This window comes from Bradyrhizobium canariense (assembly GCF_900105125.1).
Classification (GTDB): domain Bacteria; phylum Pseudomonadota; class Alphaproteobacteria; order Rhizobiales; family Xanthobacteraceae; genus Bradyrhizobium; species Bradyrhizobium canariense_A.
On sequence record NZ_LT629750.1, the window covers coordinates 7,495,708 to 7,512,173 of the forward strand.

General features: G+C 57.5%; 10 protein-coding genes. 1 reads left to right on the forward strand and 9 read right to left on the reverse strand.

All coding sequences use genetic code 11. The annotated features are described in order from the left end of the window. Positions 1-542: 542 nt before the first annotated feature. From BLV09_RS35375 to BLV09_RS35415, 9 genes are all read right to left on the reverse strand, one after another. Positions 543-2,837 carry an AAA family ATPase gene (locus BLV09_RS35375; protein WP_146690716.1) on the reverse strand — a complete coding sequence of 765 codons (2,295 nt, stop codon included), beginning with the start codon at positions 2,835-2,837 and terminating at the stop codon, positions 543-545. 653 nt (positions 2,838-3,490) lie between these two features. Then, positions 3,491-4,621 (reverse strand): glycosyltransferase, encoded by a 1,131-nt coding sequence (locus BLV09_RS35380; protein WP_146690717.1) that lies wholly within the window; start codon positions 4,619-4,621, stop codon positions 3,491-3,493. A gap of 93 nt (positions 4,622-4,714) precedes the next feature. Further along, positions 4,715-5,569: a glycoside hydrolase family 16 protein gene (locus BLV09_RS35385; RefSeq protein WP_244548909.1), complete on the reverse strand. Its 855-nt coding sequence runs from the start codon at positions 5,567-5,569 to the stop codon at positions 4,715-4,717. A gap of 215 nt (positions 5,570-5,784) precedes the next feature. Then, positions 5,785-7,209: a lipopolysaccharide biosynthesis protein gene (locus BLV09_RS35390; RefSeq protein ID WP_146690718.1), complete on the reverse strand. Its 1,425-nt coding sequence runs from the start codon at positions 7,207-7,209 to the stop codon at positions 5,785-5,787. A 168-nt stretch (positions 7,210-7,377) separates the two neighbouring features. Next, positions 7,378-9,459 carry a glycosyltransferase family 4 protein gene (locus tag BLV09_RS35395; protein ID WP_146690719.1) on the reverse strand — a complete coding sequence of 694 codons (2,082 nt, stop codon included), beginning with the start codon at positions 9,457-9,459 and terminating at the stop codon, positions 7,378-7,380. A 14-nt stretch (positions 9,460-9,473) separates the two neighbouring features. Beyond that, the gene (locus BLV09_RS35400) at positions 9,474-10,709 is read right to left on the reverse strand and encodes an acyltransferase family protein (protein WP_146690720.1); all 1,236 of its coding nucleotides are present in this window, start codon (positions 10,707-10,709) and stop codon (positions 9,474-9,476) included. A 156-nt stretch (positions 10,710-10,865) separates the two neighbouring features. Further along, the gene (locus BLV09_RS35405) at positions 10,866-11,687 is read right to left on the reverse strand and encodes a GDSL-type esterase/lipase family protein (protein ID WP_146690721.1); all 822 of its coding nucleotides are present in this window, start codon (positions 11,685-11,687) and stop codon (positions 10,866-10,868) included. Further along, the gene (locus tag BLV09_RS35410) at positions 11,684-13,150 is read right to left on the reverse strand and encodes a hypothetical protein (RefSeq protein ID WP_244548910.1); all 1,467 of its coding nucleotides are present in this window, start codon (positions 13,148-13,150) and stop codon (positions 11,684-11,686) included. The genes BLV09_RS35405 and BLV09_RS35410 overlap by 4 nt, the downstream gene beginning before the upstream one ends. A gap of 181 nt (positions 13,151-13,331) precedes the next feature. Next, positions 13,332-15,305, reverse strand: coding sequence for an HAD family hydrolase (locus BLV09_RS35415; protein ID WP_146690722.1), 1,974 nt, complete (start codon positions 15,303-15,305; stop codon positions 13,332-13,334). Positions 15,306-15,582: 277 nt separating this feature from the next. Here BLV09_RS35415 and BLV09_RS35420 point away from each other — a divergent pair, with 277 nt between their 5' ends. Continuing rightward, complete coding sequence (locus BLV09_RS35420; RefSeq protein ID WP_244548911.1) at positions 15,583-16,401, forward strand: FkbM family methyltransferase; 819 nt, start codon at positions 15,583-15,585, stop codon at positions 16,399-16,401. Positions 16,402-16,466 lie beyond the last annotated feature (65 nt).

Here is a 16,466-nt window from a genome sequence, read left to right on the forward strand (position 1 = left end):
CGAAAGGTATTTGTCTCCTTTAACGTTACCCTTTTTTAAGGATATCGTGCGGTGCACAATTCGCGCAAGCTTGTTTTCTAGGCATTTTTGGGCAAAATTTTGATCAGCATTTTAAACATCGCGAGTTAGTTTTCATCAAGCTAATCCGAGGGATACGGCTTCGGCACGCGCCATTTTGAGAATATTGAGCGAAGACTGGAACGATCACAAACGATCACATTTATGTGGCGGTACAGCATAACGCACCTCCCAACTAAGAGCCCCGCGATGTTTTCGCGAACAGCTAAAGTTCCAAGGTCTGATCCGGGACTGCTCGATAACGAGGCACATGGATCGCAAGCACACGCCCAAACCCGCCGCGGCGTCCGTTTTTTTTGCCGTTCGTGCTGTTCCCAAATCCGCGTAGGCGTAACTGGTCGCTGTTACGCGGCTTCAGCTGTTGTTACCGCCATGCTGTCGGATCGGTTCCGGTCGATTGGTTTGTAACTCAGACGTATCATCCGCTGCGCGCGAGCGCCCGCAACCCCTGGCGCTGCTCCAGCTCACGCTTGAGCGTTCGGCTTTGTGTAGTACATATAGCGCCGATCCGAATAGCCTTCGTACCGGCGCATGACGGCTTCATCGGCTTTGTTGAGGACCGCGCCCAGCAGGCGATCAGTCAAAACAGGCGATGAACTAACCGCCTTTAGAATTTCATCGGTCGACGTGCTTCCCCACTCAACAACCAGAACGAAGGCGTCGAACAGATGCGCCACCGCCTTCACGTCAACCACCGGCAGGATGGGCGGCAAGTCGACCAGGATATAGTCGTAATTGTTCCTGGCCGTCTTAAACATGTCCTTGACTGCCGGTGAATTCAAAACGTCGGAGCTGTTGGAAAACGCGACCTTCGTCGAAGCTGGCAGGAAATCAAATTTGAACTTCGAATCCGGGATGAGCAGGTCGTCGACGTTCAATCTGTCCGCGACCATGTCGAGCAAACCTGGCTCGGCCGCATAGCCAAGCAACCTGGTCATCGAAGGGTTTCGCAGATCGGCGTCAACCAGCATGGTGCGCGCGCCGGTTTTCGCCACAAATGCCGCAAACGATGCTGCGACGGTCGTTTTTCCTTCGCCGGGGAGTGCTGAAACGATCCCGATGACCTTGCCTCCGGTCGGATGAAGATCGATCGCGACCTTGATGTATCGCAAGGCCTCCGCGGTTTCGGAAAACGGCGATACCTCGTTGATCTGGCGAAATGCCGTCGAATCCCGCCTTGCTTGCGGCTTGCCGACCAGGGTCTTCTGCTTGGAGAAAGCTGGCAGAACGGCAAGGCAGGTGGTTCCCAGAAGTTTTTCAAGTTGTGCGCGCGTATGGATCTGCCGGTCCATTTGTTCGCGGGCGATTCCACACGTTACGCCAAGCATCAATCCGCAAATTGCCGCCAGCGCGAGCGTTAATCCGATCTTCGGCGAGCTTGGCTTGCGCGGCGGCGATGCCTCCGTGACAATTCGGGCTTCCGTAGACGGAAACGACTGCTGCTGTACCGATTGGGTGAACCGCGACAGGAATGTCTCATAAATATTGCGGTAGCTGGTCGCGGCCGTTTCGAGTTCGCGCAGGTGGACCTGTGACTGCCTCGTCGCGGCAGACTTCTGGAAAACCTCGGTCATGCGCTTGTCGATGGCTTCTTCCTGGCTTCTCGCGATCTGGTATTCGCTCTTGTAGCTCTCGGCGATGCGGGAGACCTCATCCCAGATTGACTGTTGCAGCGTCGCCATGTCGGTTCGCAGATTCTGGACGGCCGTATGAGTGGGCCCATACTTGGCGCTCCACTCGCTTACCTTGTTTTGATCGTCGAGAAATTGTTGTCGGAGCTTCGTAATGACGGGGCTGCTCAGTGCGTCCGTAACGACAGGATCGGGAATGATAAAGCTCGCCTTGTCCGATCGTTGCTCCAGAACGTGCGATATGCGGTCAAGTTTTGCACGCGCCTGACTGGTGTCGGCGCGGGCCTTCGCCAAGGCTATTCCAAGCTGATCAAGCTCGGTTTCACTGGCGAGCTTGCCGTCGACCCCGATAATGATGCCGTTTGCGGATTTGTAGTCCTGGACCGCCTTAAAGGCGTCGCTGGCCTGCTGGCGCAGCTCGCCTATTCGTTGCTGCAGCCACTCGCTGGCGCGGCGGGTCGCCTCGAACTTTGCTTCCAACTGGTCTTCGATGTAGGCGTCAGCGAACGCATTGGCGATCTTCGCCGCCTTGACCGGATCGAGCGAGGTATACGCGATTTCCTCGTGATAGCTGCGCCCCAGGCGGATAACGCGCAGATTGCTTGCGAGAGTGCCGATGGCGCTCTGCATCAGGTCATCGTCGGTAGGCTTCTCTTCCGGTTCGGCGGCCCATTTAAATCCGGGCCATTTGGATGCGCCTGACTTGACGATGGCAGATTTGAACAACAAGAAGGTACGTTGCCTCAGTCCCGGGCCGGATCCGATGAACTCCGGGTCTTCGTTCAGGTGCAATCGACGAATAACCGCGGTGGCTACCTTTTCCGATTTGGTGGTCTCTAGCTCGCTTTCAACCGCCGAGTCGTCGACACCGCGGCTTTCGGATGACATTTCGCTCTGCACCCACACGATCTTTTTGGTGTCGATGATCATGTCGGTTCGGGCGGTATACCGCGACGGCGAAGCAAGAACGTAGGCGGCGCCAAGGAAAATCGCCACTGCGGTAATCGCGGCGATCAGACGCCACTCGCGGCCCAGGAAAGCGCGAAGCTGAAGCATAGACAACGTTCCGGAATGGGATTCGTTGTCTGTCAGCGGCGTGAAGGGCGGAAACTGGCCGGCTATGTTCATCTGCCATTCCTTAAACTAACGCGTACTCAAACCAACGTGGACTTATCTCAGCGGCGTCACCTCGTATCCACGGGCGCAATTCAGCGCGTCGCATTCCGCGATCCGCCAAAGTAGCTGTGTCTTGTTAGTTGTGTTGATACTGAGGCCAGCAGATACAAAAGGGCGTGCAACTCCAACGACACCAGGTGTCACGGTGGACCCTGGATATGAGTTCGGATTATTAGCTGCCAATACCAACGGAACCTGGCCGTCGAACGCTTCAACTACTTGTTTCTCATCGAGAATTGATGCCTGCAAGGTATAGGAGAACGAACAGCATATCAATCGCGGCTGCCGTTCAAAATTCAGGCGGCCTTCAAAAGGTTGAACGACCTGACCTTTTTCGAGAAAACGCCGCTCAGGCGCGACGCATGTGCACATACTTTGCGCAGGAACTCTCGAAGTAAGATTGGGGCCTGGTCTGCGTTCATTGATTTGTGACGTTCCTAAGTTTGATGATCTGTTGGCAAGATTTCCGTCCCTTATGCGCTCGGGCGAGCGTTCCGCAACCGGATACCTATCTCTGGCGCCTGTGTGATTAGTCGGCCCCGGTGATCGAGGATAGGTCCGTATCGGTGACCGATACCTCCAGCCCTTTAGAGGCAGCGCGCGTATCAGGGTTCCACTTGCGACTTGCTTGCAGTATGCGCGTTCGCTTTTTGAGCCAGGAGCTCGTCGATATGCGCGCGCATCTTCTGGAAAAATTGATCGCGGCCGAACTGTCTCGCGTGGGCTGCAATTTTTTCGGGATCGATTTCGATATCGGAAAGACTCCGGACCGCCGCGCAGATGTCCTCGACGGTTTGCTTCTCGAAGAAGACGCCCGATAGTCCCTTGGCAACTGTCTCGATCGCACCGCCCCGGCCATAGGCGACGACGGGACGTCCGCTCGCCATTGCTTCGACCGGCACCATCCCGAAATCTTCCTCGCCCGGGAAGATCAATGCGCGGCATCTCGCGTAATGTTGCTTCAAGACGTCAAAAGGCTGCGAACCCAGTACCTTGACGGTGGGGCCGGCAAGCCCGCGAATTTCGTCGAGCATCTCGCCGCCGCCGATTACGACGAGTTCGAGCTTCATCTCGTTGAAGGCGCGCACCGCGAGATCCGGCCGTTTGTAAGATACAAGCTCACCCACCATCAAAAAATAATCGCCAAGCTCGGAAGGTGCAGCGGGCGAAAATGCTTCGGTGTCGACGGGAGGATGAATAACCACGGAAGGCGCTCCGTAGTATCGATGGATCCGCCGGGCAACCGTTGCTGAATTCGCGACAAAGCTGTCGACCCGCGCGGCCGACGTCACGTCCCACATTCGCAGATAGTGAGTGAGCAGCGGCATCATCTGTCGCGCTACCCAGCCGGCGCTTTGCCGGTAGTCGTGATACATGTTCCAGATGTAACGCATCGGTGTATGGCAGTAGCAAACGTGAAGCGCATCAGAGGGCGCAATGATGCCCTTGGCCGGCCCTGATTCACTGCTGATGATGAGGTCGTAGCCGCGCAGATCGAGTTGTTCGAGTGCCAGCGGCATCAGCGGCAGATAGGTTTTGTACATCCTGGCGGCGCGCGGCAGCGCATTGATGAACGTCGGAATGATGCGGTGCTGACGAATTCTGTCGGAAACCATCTCCGGAACGTAAACGTGGGTGAAAATATCGGCCTGCGGATACATCTCGCATAACGCTTCAATCACCTTCTCACCGCCCCTCATTCCGACAAGCCAGTAGTGAATGATGGCGACTTTCATCGACTCCCTTTCATTGAATTGGGAAAAGCAAGAAGAATTAGGAAAAGCAAGAACATCAGGCAATGGGCGGCGTCGCTTCGGAGCGGGTTCGTATCAGCGCGATTTAGGCGGTGGTCCTGCGGGGCAGCCGTTCGGCGGGCCGGCGTCCCGTCCGTATACGTGGACGTAGTCGACCAGGAGCGTGGAGGGGTTTGGTGTCTGATCGATAGGCCAGCCGCTGCCGAGCGCAAGATTCACGAGCGGATACAGCGGGCCATCAAGTTCAGGCGGAGTAGGTTGACTCCAGACCTGCTTGCCATCGAGAAAGAAGGCGACGGCCTGCGGCGACACGTCGACTCCGTATGTATGATAGTCCTGGACCAGGGAGCCGTCGGGAACGGTGATCTTCTCGCCGGTGGCTCTCGTCTTGGCCGTGTCCTTGTACCAGATATGAAGTGCGGTTCGATAAGCGTCCGTGAACTGGCCATAATATTCAATGACATCTATTTCCACATTGCGATCGGAGCCAGCCACCGGCTTTAGTGCGGCCAGCCAAAAGGCCGGCCAGGTACCGGGCCCCGGCGGCATCTTCATCCGCACTTCGAAATATCCGTAGCGTGTTCCAGCGCCCGCGCCTGACGCGTCGGCTGCGGCGATGAGGCCCGAAGCCCATCGCCCCTCGCGGTCCTTGGAGGCCGTGATGGAAAGAATTCCGTCCTCGACCTTGAACGGGCCGCGCGGTCCCGGATCCGCAAATCTTGCGTCACCAAAATCACCGCTCCACGGCGTGTGTGCGGTCCAGCGTGCCGGGCCGATGCGATGGGCGGAAATGCTTTCCTCGTCGAAATCCTCGATCATGACAGGATGGAGCTCGCACGAGCCGGAAGTTTCCGGCGAAGCCGCGTATGCAACTGGAACCTTCAAAGCGACCAGAGCGATGGCCAGGAAGCCGGGCAACAATTTATTCATCTGGCACGCTCCTCGATGAGATCAACATGGCGTTAATTTAAGCATCGACATGGTTGCCGTCTGTCATGTTGGCCGGGGCAAATCGCCATGGCAAGCCATTTGAAATCACGCGATGTGCGCGCTCCGCGCGGAGCAAAATAGATCTACCGTCACAACATTGAGCACTGCGTGACACCGCCGTTCCGATGTGAGAGGCCCGAATAGCACGGCGCTGATCACGCAATCTGCGCCGAAATGGTTTTTAACCGGATTCCAAGGACGAAAAGTGCGCCGATGTAGACCGCGGCGCCAAGCGCGGAGGTAACTCCCAGCTCAAGGATTCCGTTGAGGTGATGCCCGGCAAATTCACGCTGTAATATCAGGACAAAAAGGGCCATCACGGCGCACGCTGCTCCGACTTTCCAGAGGTGACCGATCTCCGCAGCTGCGTTAGTGCCCACCAGATACTTCGCGGTCAGCAGCGACAAAACAAACATGATCAGTGAAACCGCTCCGCGCGCGGCAATCACTCCCATCAGGGAATAAAAATATAATCCAAGTAACATCAAAGAAACCTTGCAACACAATTCGATGAAGCTCAGCCGAAATACGAGGTTCGTCCGGTTCGTCGCAAGCGCGAGGGAATGCAGGGGTTGATAGAAGGCGTTAAGAACGCTCGATAAAGCCAGCCACTGCAAATAAATCGCTGCGTCGTTCCATTTGGCGCCCAACAGCGCATTGACAATAAGATCTGCAGTCATGGCCATGCCGATGCATGCCGGAGCCGCAAGCAGCATCGTAAAGCGTGAGGCCTTCGAGTAGGCATTTCGAAGCCGCTCGCGATCGTCATTGATTCTCGAGAACGCCGCCATAACCGGCTGCATCGCCGGACCTATCAAGCTCTGCGTCGGCAAAACCGATAAATCGCTTGCCATCGCATAGCGGCCCAGATCGGATCTGGTGACGAAATAGCCGAGCAATATCCGGTCAAATTGCCAGCTTAAGGCGGCAACGAGTTGCGCCATCGAAAGCCATCCCAGAAATGTCGAAAAGTCAGCGAGATTGGCCAGCGAAAGTTTCGGCCTGTATGGCGCGAGGAGATATGAAATCAACATCGCGGCGACAGGAGCCGATATGCTGTTGGCCGCGATGGCCCAGTAGCCGCCTCCTAGGTATACGACCGAGACTGCCACGATGAAGGCTGCGATTTTTCCGAGGATCTCGGCGATAAATACCTGCCGAAAACTCATGTCCCGAATGTACCTCACCATAGCGGGACTATAGAGACTGCGGGCGATCGGCCCGATTACAATAACGGCGACCAAGGCGAAGAGACGATGGTCGTTGTAAATGCGGGAAAATGGCCACGCCGCCAGAAGCACGACCAAGGCGAGGACAAGACCTCTCAGAGCGCCCAGCGTGAAGGCCGTGTCCAGATGGGATTTCTTGAGGCGATCCAGGCGCGTCAGTGCTTGAATGAGCGGAATTTCAAGCACCATATCGGCGATCACCGTAAGGGTCATGGCGAGCGCGGTTAGGCCAAAGTCCGCCGGGGTCAGCGTTCTGGCCAGGACAAGAACCGTAACGAAGTCGATGAGGCGGCCTGCCAGACGGGCTGAAACCGTCCAGCCAGCCCCCAGAAGGGTTTTCATTGTCAGCATTATTGCAGTCCCGGATTTGTGCTCAATCGCGCAACCCCTCTGCATGCCCCGGGTTCAACTGACCGCGAACTGGGCGTTGCAGCCGTTCGTACATGTTGCCGGCTTGACGGCAATGCCGCCGTCCGAACGGGCAAGCGCCGGCACAGAACGAGTGGCTGCGTCCGAAGTTCAAGAGGCTGCCTTGTCATCGCTTGGGCCATCAGGCCGAGACACCACTCCAGAACGAGACACTGCGATGTCTCGAACCGCGGGGCGGATTGCGATCGCGCGCTCAGGTTCCACACGCCCCCTCAGCACGTCCGCAAACCCACGAAAATTACCTCGCAGCCGGCCTCTGCGATCGATGAAAGGTTCTGGCTTCGCCGCTCCCAATATGTTGCTCGTGATGTTCCGAAAGAGCTGCCCGGCAACCTGCCCAACCGTCATTGTTTTCTTGCGCAGCATGTAGATGGGATTAACGATCTGCGAATAACCGAGGCGATCGCCCGATACCCGGCCGCTCTTGACGCCCATATGCACGCCGCAGGCGCTCGCGGACTTGATGAGTTCGCCCCCGCGCTTGGCAAGAGCTGCGCTGAAGTCGCGGTCCTCGAGCCACCCATAGAGCACCAGACGTTCATCGAACTTCAGGCCGCCGATCGCGGACAAACGGAACGCCATGTTGCAGCCGTAAGGGCTGTAGGGTTCGATGCGCGACCAGGAGGTCGAACGATCGCCGGTGTCCAGAATGCGGACCGCGTCATTGAAGCTTAACCCCGGTCCCTTGATGTCATCGGCGAGAACGTGACCCGTGAAGGCGACAACCTGCGGCTCGTCGCGAAAGGTCCTGGCCGCCATGGCCAACCAGTCGGCATCGGCTACAAAATCGTCATCAAAGAAAACCACGACGTCAATTTCTGCCGGAAGCGCCGCCAGCGCCGCATTTCGTTGCGCTGCCAATCCGGGCCGTCCCGTCACAATTGTGACAGCCGGCAGATCGGCGGCCTCGCCGGCGTCCTCACGGACCACACACGACACAATGATGGTTGCGGGCTTCAGGGTCTGGGTTTCAAGCAGGTGATTGAGCGTAGCAGTTACAATCTTGGGACGGCCGAGGGTTGCGACGACGACCGCGACCTTGGGCATGGGACGATCTCCAACGCTGAGCGAAGCCGAATGCGTCTTGGGCTCACGCATGAGTTCGAGATAGCCGGCGGCCGTATCGGCCCAGGAAAACAGGCGAACCTGTTCACGACCGCGCCCAACCAGGTCCTGCCTGAGACCAGATGATTGCGCGAGCGCGCGCACGTGATGAACCCATGCGGCGGGATTGTCAGGTGGCGCCATCAGCGCAGCATCGCCGCACACCTCGGGCATGCTTGCGCGGTCCGACGAGACCACCGGACAACCGCGCGCCATCGCTTCAACGATGGGAAGGCCAAACCCTTCTGTCCAGGACGGGAAGAGCAGGCAGAGAGCCCGGTCCATCAGGTAAGCTAAATCATGATCTGTGACGTAGCCGACCACCTTGACGTTTGGCGCGGAGGACAAGGTCTCCGGCGCGAAGATGCCAGCGCCTCCGCCCGCGACAATGATGTCGAGGCCCATTTCAGCCAGCTCGGGTGCGGCGTCGAGCAGCAGTTGCAGATTCTTGTGACGTGCGTGTGATCCGAGCGCGAGCACAAAGCCGTGTTCGGAACGTTCATGTGCCTCGGCGACAACCGTTGGGCCGATGCGCGCGAGTGCAGGATCCCAGGCGAGCGCGTGCTCGTGGCCGTCAGGAAGCACCATGATGTCCGCAGCCCGCACCGGAAGGTAACGGGCGATCTCGCGCGCAGAGTAGGCCGAAACCGTCGTAATTCTCGCAGCGCGCCGGGCGAGAAGCGGCTGAAGCGTACGGTAAACCGTACGAAATGCGGAGCCATAGCTTTCGGGCGCAACAAATATGTTGGCGTCGTGAATGCACACGACCTGATCGGTCTTCACGGCGGGCGCCGTGTTGCACAGATTGAGCAAACGCCCATGCCAGCGCGCGGGTAGAACGATTTGCTCCCAGGAATGCCCGGCGAGCGGGCCAGCACTAACGAGTGGCATCGCCGAGAAGCCCGGATCTGGAGCCGACGGTGGCGCGACGATCGGCGCATTGGCCTTCACGTCCGAAAGGACGGCGTTCATGGCGGTGAGCACATTGCGCGCATAGCGCTGCACCCCTGTCACGGGCTGGGTCAGGAAACGGCCATTGACGCCAAACGAGGGGGAGGTTGAGCTCATTGTCCTCGCTCCGACTATTGCGCCCGGCCGGAACTATCCTGGCGGGGACTTAGCCGGGACTCAAAAGCGAACGCCGACATGAATGGACGTTCAACGACGACATAAAACAAGGCGCCGAAAAAGAGCGATGCCGGTATCAGAACAACAATATACAGGCTGTAGATTGCGGCCGGATGATGCAATGGAATGTGTTTGAGTAATACAGACGCAACACCCTCAATCACAACGATGTGAACCAAATAGATCGAATAACACATCGTACCTATCAACGCGACCCAAGGTGCACCCATGAGTCTGCGGCTGATACGCCCATGCATCGCGCCGAAATAACTTGCGAGCACAGCCGATAAGAGCGCGAAATTCCAAAAGACGTCAGACCAGCCACCGCCGGGTTTCGCGTCAACTTGCGTGAAGTACAGGCCTATCAACAACAGCGACAATACCCCGGCTGCGAATAGCAGGTCGAAACGCGTAGAGACGATTTCCGAGAGCGCGGTTCGCATCCGGACGAAGTCCGCCGTGACAATCCCGGCCACAAACAAGTACATGTGCGCCAAAAGGCCATATCGAAATCTCCCGTCGAATGGCCGCAAAAAGTCAAACAGACCGGCCGCTGCGATCAACAACACAATGCAAACGCAAGCTACGGCAGTGCGAAGGCGCGCGTGGCGTGATCGCATCTGGAGCCAGATCAGCAAAGGGGCGAGCAGATAGAACTGGATCTCGATCTCGAGTGACCAGGTTGGAGGGTTCAGTCGAGATGACGTGTCATAGACCAGCCCGTGAAGATAGAACAGGCTGGCCAGCCAGCTGTGCGAGATTGGCAGGTTCGATGTTGCCGAGCCGAACCCGACTGCCGCGACGATGAGCAGGCAGATCGTGATAGCAATGACATATGGCGGGTAAATCCGCCGAAGCCGCTGCAGGTAAAACCGTCCGATGCGCCACGTTGCCGGCGGGCGCGACAGGAATGGTTGCGCGATAACATAACCGCTGATGAAGAAAAACAGCGCGACGCCGACTTCGCCGTGAGGAAACCACGGGTACAGATTGTAAACCTGTTGCCCATCAAGATTGAGGTAGTCGACGAACCGGTCGGCCCGCAGTGAGACGTGCCACAAGAGGACGATGGCTATCGCCAGAAAGCGAAGGCCGTCGATCTGTGGGATATACGCCGTGCGCGTCGTTGGTCGCCCGATGCGTTGAGGAAGCGACGCCATGAAGTCAAATAAAGCCTGTCCACGCAACATACTGCCTCCACTGAAATAACTTGCAGACGCTGCGGGAATTTTATGGTCGGCTTCGAGTTGGAACAGCAGGTCAATTCCCCGGCGTCGTATGTAAGTATTCGTTAAATCGATAAGTCGTCGGTATAGCGCCTCGCGATCCGCTTCACTCCTGATTAGCTATTTCAACGAACGCGTGATTTCGTCATCCAATGCATCCGACAATATGCGATAGCCGAGCGGCGTGGGATGCAGATAGTCATCTTCCAGATCCCGCGACATGCCGCTGCCAGCAGGCGACAGCGTGGCTCCCGGATCGGCATAGAAAATAATTTTGTTATCGGCACATGCCGCTATTCGACGATTGATCTGGTCTCCCATCTGCCGCCAAATATCATCCGGGGCCGCTCCGCGCGGCAGAAGGCCCAGCAGGAGAATCCGGCTGCTCGGAGAAAGGTTGCGGATTGACCGGATGATCTCTCCGATTCCGATTGCCACCGCTTCGGGGTTGCCTCCGGGGTAGGTGTCGTTGGCGCCGATCAACATCACGATCAGATCGGGACGCAGAGATTTTCCCAATCCCATGCGCGGCAGCCGCCACAGCATTCCTTGTGTCGTGTCGCGTGCCACGCCCAGATGCAGAGCTCCCATGGAGCCGAAATGCCGGTTAAAGAGGTCGGGATCCCAGCGCTCAACGATGGAGTCGCCGAGGAACAGCAACTTGACGCGCGAAAGATCGGAGTTGGCGAGTTGGTGCTCGATCTCGTCCACGCGGGGGCGCCAGTCCGGCAGTTCGTCGATAGGCCTCGCGGTCGCCTGCGGCGGCAATGGTTGGCCCGCCCGCGGTGCAGGGCATGAAGCCTGTGCGGCGCCGCCGAAGATGAGGCTGCAAATCGCGGTTAGTCTCATGGCGGCGATCATGGGCCGCGCACAGTACGGGATGCCTGTCTCGAGATACTTCGAAAAACGGCCATTGAAACGGAAGGACGAGCGCGCGCTCATGCTCTCGCTCCGGTCAGTGGGCTGGATTCGGCGAAAGGTTCTTCAGCCGTCCGTTCGGGTTCCGCGCAGGCCATCGCGGCTAGCACGTAAAATAACAACCCCTGCTCAACGGTCGGGGCCGCAAGGGCGTCGCCTATTATCAGACCCAGGCAAGCATTGCGCGCTGCAAGGCGGACGTCGGAAGGGAACGTCCGCGGTGTGCCGCGGCCATGCAAGAATGCCGTCCCGATAAAGAGCAGATAGAAGAGTGATCCCGGTATCCCAACATTTGACACCAGCGCAAAGGGAAGACTCGAAGTCCGAACCGTGCCGAGGCCGACACCCAGCCCATAGGAATCGAAGAAGTTCTGCAGCGCATAGACGTTCCAGGCATCGCGCGCAACGCCGGAATCCGAACCAGCCTTGTTGAAGATCAAGAGGTCGATGTAGTTGCGTACCGTTTCCGACGCCGCGTCATTGAGTAATACGGCAAGGACCACCGCGATTACCGCGAGTGGCGCGCACAGCACCGCTGCCGAGCGATAAGGTCTATTGGGGTGAAATCCAGAGCGAAGCAGAGCTGTCGCATACAGGATCAGGAGTACAGGGCCCGTACCGGCAAGTCCTGTCGACGACGTCGACAAGACAACAAGGACCAGTGAAGCGATCGCCAGAACACCGGTTAATGCCGGTCTGCGCCCACACAGCCATAGTGTCCCCGTGAAGCCGAGCGCCCCCAGCGTTGTGCGCGCAAACGCCGACGCTTCCGGAAAGGATCCGACAATACGCTTTAACCCGCTTACTTCCTCCTCATTGTGGAGCGTGTACTGGGCGTTCCGCATGAACTCCAGCAGCCATTGTGTGCCGCTGGAGTAGGTGACGACATCAACCAACGCGAACAGAACGTTACCCGCGGCATAAGCCAAAAGCGCGCCGGTGATTGCCGCGAAGCCGGCTTGTGTCGAGGCGACCGCTACAGCAATGGTGAAGCAGATCAGATCGGCGATCATATAGACCGATTGTGTGAAATTACTGGATACCGGGCCAAGCGGCACTGTTGAGCCAGTGGCGGCATATTCCGAAGCTCCAAGCGGAATGATTTGCGCGTCGCCGGCCAGGAACCTGGGAATGAGGATGGCGCTGACGACACCGTACAGCACCAGGCACATGAGCCAAAAACCTGGTTTCGGGAAACGTATGGAATCGATGGCGCCAGCCCTCTCGTGGTTCCGCGTGAACACGGTTGCGGCGACGAAAGCCAGGAGAAGATGTGCAGGCTGGATATTGGCCGGACCAATCAGAACAGCGGCGGCAGCTCCGAACAGCGTTGCGACCACGAGCGTTGCAAATGCGGCGCGATATCCCAGCAGCAGGCCTAGCAGGCCGGCTATGATTGTCAGCAGACCGATAGGCTCGATACTCATCGTGCAATATCCGACGCTGCTAAGGTTGACCGGATCCGCATCATCGCTACCCGAGCCCAATCGCTTGCCCGCTTCGGGCTAACATTATTCCACAGCACGTTGCAATTTATTGAAATCTCTCAAGTCGTTGCAGCCGATCTGCTCTGCACGATCCGTGCCAGACTCGAGGATGGCTTACCGAAAATGCGGACCGCGCGAAAAGGTCCGCAGGATCGAGGTGGGCGCCGCGTTGGCCGATCCCTCAGCCGTGTTGGCGAGCCAACAATCCTCGCAGCGACAATATGGAACCCAGCATGGGTAACAAAGCGTGCTTCAGGAACGGGAACTCGCGCGCAATGGCGCCTTCACGCCACAGCTGTGACTTCACGGAAATTAACTTTCTTATGAATGTCATGTTTTGCCCGGGCGCGACGACGCGAAGGACATCCGAGCGCCCGAAATCGACAGAACGGCCGCCGACTTCAAGACATCGCAGTTCGGCCTCGGTCGGTTGAGTAATCGCGTCTTTAAGGCGTCGCCAGGCGATTTCTGCATCCTGGAGCGCAATTGCTCCACCGTTGGCCGGCAAAGCTTCAATATAGGCGAGAGCGCCGGAGAGCAGATGGTTGCCCACGGACGGATCGATCGCGCCGAAAGTTATGTCTCCGCAGTTAGCTTCCGTCTGGCCCAGTTCGTTCTCTGTAAACAAGTGTACTGAAGGCACCGCCGGCTCGAACAAACTTTCGACCAAATGCCAATATCGCAAGACGCATGAGCATACATTGAACGGACTGTAGAAGTTCTGCTCAACCACCAGGCCGCTCACCTTTGGAAAGTGTTCCTCGCTATGACCCTTGTAATTCGAGCGCGCGAACTGAATGGTTTCCACCCGGATTTCAGGGAACCCGCTCGCCAGTAGACGCTGCGTGCTGCCATAGAGCCCGGTGTCGCACAGTATGATCCGGTCCGCGTCGCCAACGAGCTGCCTGAAATGGCGCGTAAACAGCGCATTCTGCTTCTCGATATCTGCGAGCACTTCGGCGCCCGAACTGCCGAACAGGAGCGTGACGAACTGCTGCGCGGAAAACGGGCGGCGCCAAATTTCCGGGAGCTCATAGGTTCGCCCACCAAGGGCTTTGGCGACGTCGGCGAGGACGCCTCCGCGAAATTCGCGGTCCAGCTCCTCAACGACTGAATCGCTCCGCGTCAACAGCGCTGCTCGCGCCGCGACCAGGCGTGAGATCATTATATTCTCACGCCGCATGCCAAGTGGAAGGCAAAGCTTTGCCAGCACACGTTCGAATGCTTCGCGAATGCCGACCCCGCCTCTTGCGCAAAACAGCAGGACTGCCTTGTCGGAAGCTTCGGCTTCAACAGCATAGAGCCAGGCCAGCAGGCAGAACTGGGTCACAATCGGGCCGAGCACATAGCGCCCAAACAAATTGGCATTGTCGAAAGATGACGTTGTCGCCTTCGCGGCCCGCGCCCGCCGGCGCGCGAAGCGTCCAGCTTCCGTCAATGCGCCGTTGGCGGAGCGAACATACCGGTGATATGGCCGCCGTGGCGTATGATAAGCAGCGATGCCTTTGGCCGAAGGAGCTTGCACATCGGCGAGAAAATCGTCGCCGATATGCGCCATTTTTTCGGGTGAGACGTTCTCGGCCTGCGCCACGGCGGGGAACAAATCTCCGTCGCGTTTGGTCAGGCCATGATCGGCGCTGCTATACACGCGGTCGATAAGGTCAGGACCGTGGAAATGTTGAATGAGTTCGCTGACCGCCTCGGACGGCAGAGTGGTATCGCTAACAGCAACGATCCGCGTACCGGCGCGCCGGTGGGCTCGCAGGATGTTTGCGAGAGGTTCGTTGGCAACGAGCGAAGCCTTTTCGATCTGCACTTCAATCCGCAGGCGCTCGGCAAGCAGGGAAGATGGAAGGCCAAGCATGCTCAATTGGCGACTGATGATATCGACAAGCCGCACCTCGCCCGCACGTCCCCGTACACTTAGTTCACGGAAAGCAAGCCGCTGCGCCTGGAACCGCGTGTCTGCCAGAAAATCAGCTTTGATGTGCCAGCCATGGCGCGCGAGCAGATCTGAAAATAATCGCTCGCCCTTCACAATCCGCGATCGTTCCGATCTGCTCGTACGCAGGAGCAGCGTGTCGAAAACGTCGGTGGAGATCACATCGATCTGACCGACCGCATTAACCAAATCAGCAAGGCTGTTTCGTTTCATCGTAAATCGCGCGCGAACTCCGGTTACCAGCAAATGATACAGAAAGTATATGAAGTATATTCAGAGATGCTTCGTCCTTTTCTCTCTTTCGGACGTGGGCTCCATGATCTATACTTGCATAATTGTTACGCAAGTTATTTCATAACAGATATTCTTTGACTTTGCACTTTCTATTCAGGCCGCAAGGAGCGGCCGATGGCAGCATCTGACGAACGTTGGAAGAGTGCTGTGAGAAATCGAGACGGGTACCTGGATCCAAATCGGTCGGAGAATGGCAATGCAGCGCGTGGCGAAGCACGGTGTTTCTGCGCTGGGCTACGCTGCCCACAGGGCAGTCAAGAGCGCCTCGGTCCGGAGAATGCTGTTTAATTCAATCCGTCTGAAACGGATCGAAGCTGAGCGCTTTATGGGCATGGAGGAGTGCAGATTTTTGGCTTATTGCTTTTTAAATCGACACGAATCGAGATCTCAGATCCTGCAGGATCTTTGGGTGGCCTACGAACTCGGTGAACGGCAAGGGGGCTTCTTTGTCGAGTTCGGAGCGACCAACGGAGTCGTGAACAGCAATAGCTGGCTGCTCGAAAATAAGTATGGTTGGAAGGGCATTCTCGCTGAGCCGAATCCGGTGTGGCACTCCGCTCTCGGGGAGAACCGCAAATCCGCAATCGATCATCGTTGCGTCAGCTCGAGGACTGGAGAAATTGCATCGTTCCTGACGACCGATGCCTCCGATCCGGAGCTAAGCTCGATTGCGGAGTTCGCGAGTGGGGATCACTTTGCGGGCGTGCGCGCCGAAGGAGTCGAGATAAAGGTAGAAACCGTATCCCTTAACGAGTTGCTCCTGGAGCACAACGCTCCCGCTGAGATAGGCTATCTTTCTATCGATACCGAGGGCAGCGAGTATGACATATTATCGCACTTTGATTTTACGCGTCACACGATTGATCTCATTTCGGTAGAGCAGAACAGACACACGGAGCCCAAGATCGAGGACTTGTTGACCAGCCAAGGTTATAGTCGCGTGTTCAGGGAGTTTTCACAGTGGGACGGTTGGTACGTGAAGGCCGAGCGACGGCGTCAAGGCTCGCGTTTTTAACGGATACGGCGGCGCATGGTTCCCGATCCCAGCCTGTCGATGGCACAGTTACTGCAGGGAGGCTA

Bases quoted from the DNA above. Each gene is read 5' to 3' on its own strand.
- BLV09_RS35375 (WP_146690716.1), bottom strand. From the start codon at position 2,837: ATGAACATAGCCGGCCAGTTTCCGCCCTTCACGCCGCTGACAGACAAC.
- BLV09_RS35380 (WP_146690717.1), bottom strand. From the start codon at position 4,621: ATGAAAGTCGCCATCATTCACTACTGGCTTGTCGGAATGAGGGGCGGT.
- BLV09_RS35385 (WP_244548909.1), bottom strand. From the start codon at position 5,569: ATGAATAAATTGTTGCCCGGCTTCCTGGCCATCGCTCTGGTCGCTTTG.
- BLV09_RS35390 (WP_146690718.1), bottom strand. From the start codon at position 7,209: ATGCTGACAATGAAAACCCTTCTGGGGGCTGGCTGGACGGTTTCAGCC.
- BLV09_RS35395 (WP_146690719.1), bottom strand. From the start codon at position 9,459: ATGAGCTCAACCTCCCCCTCGTTTGGCGTCAATGGCCGTTTCCTGACC.
- BLV09_RS35400 (WP_146690720.1), bottom strand. From the start codon at position 10,709: ATGTTGCGTGGACAGGCTTTATTTGACTTCATGGCGTCGCTTCCTCAA.
- BLV09_RS35405 (WP_146690721.1), bottom strand. From the start codon at position 11,687: ATGAGCGCGCGCTCGTCCTTCCGTTTCAATGGCCGTTTTTCGAAGTAT.
- BLV09_RS35415 (WP_146690722.1), bottom strand. From the start codon at position 15,305: ATGAAACGAAACAGCCTTGCTGATTTGGTTAATGCGGTCGGTCAGATC.
- BLV09_RS35420 (WP_244548911.1), top strand. From the start codon at position 15,583: ATGCAGCGCGTGGCGAAGCACGGTGTTTCTGCGCTGGGCTACGCTGCC.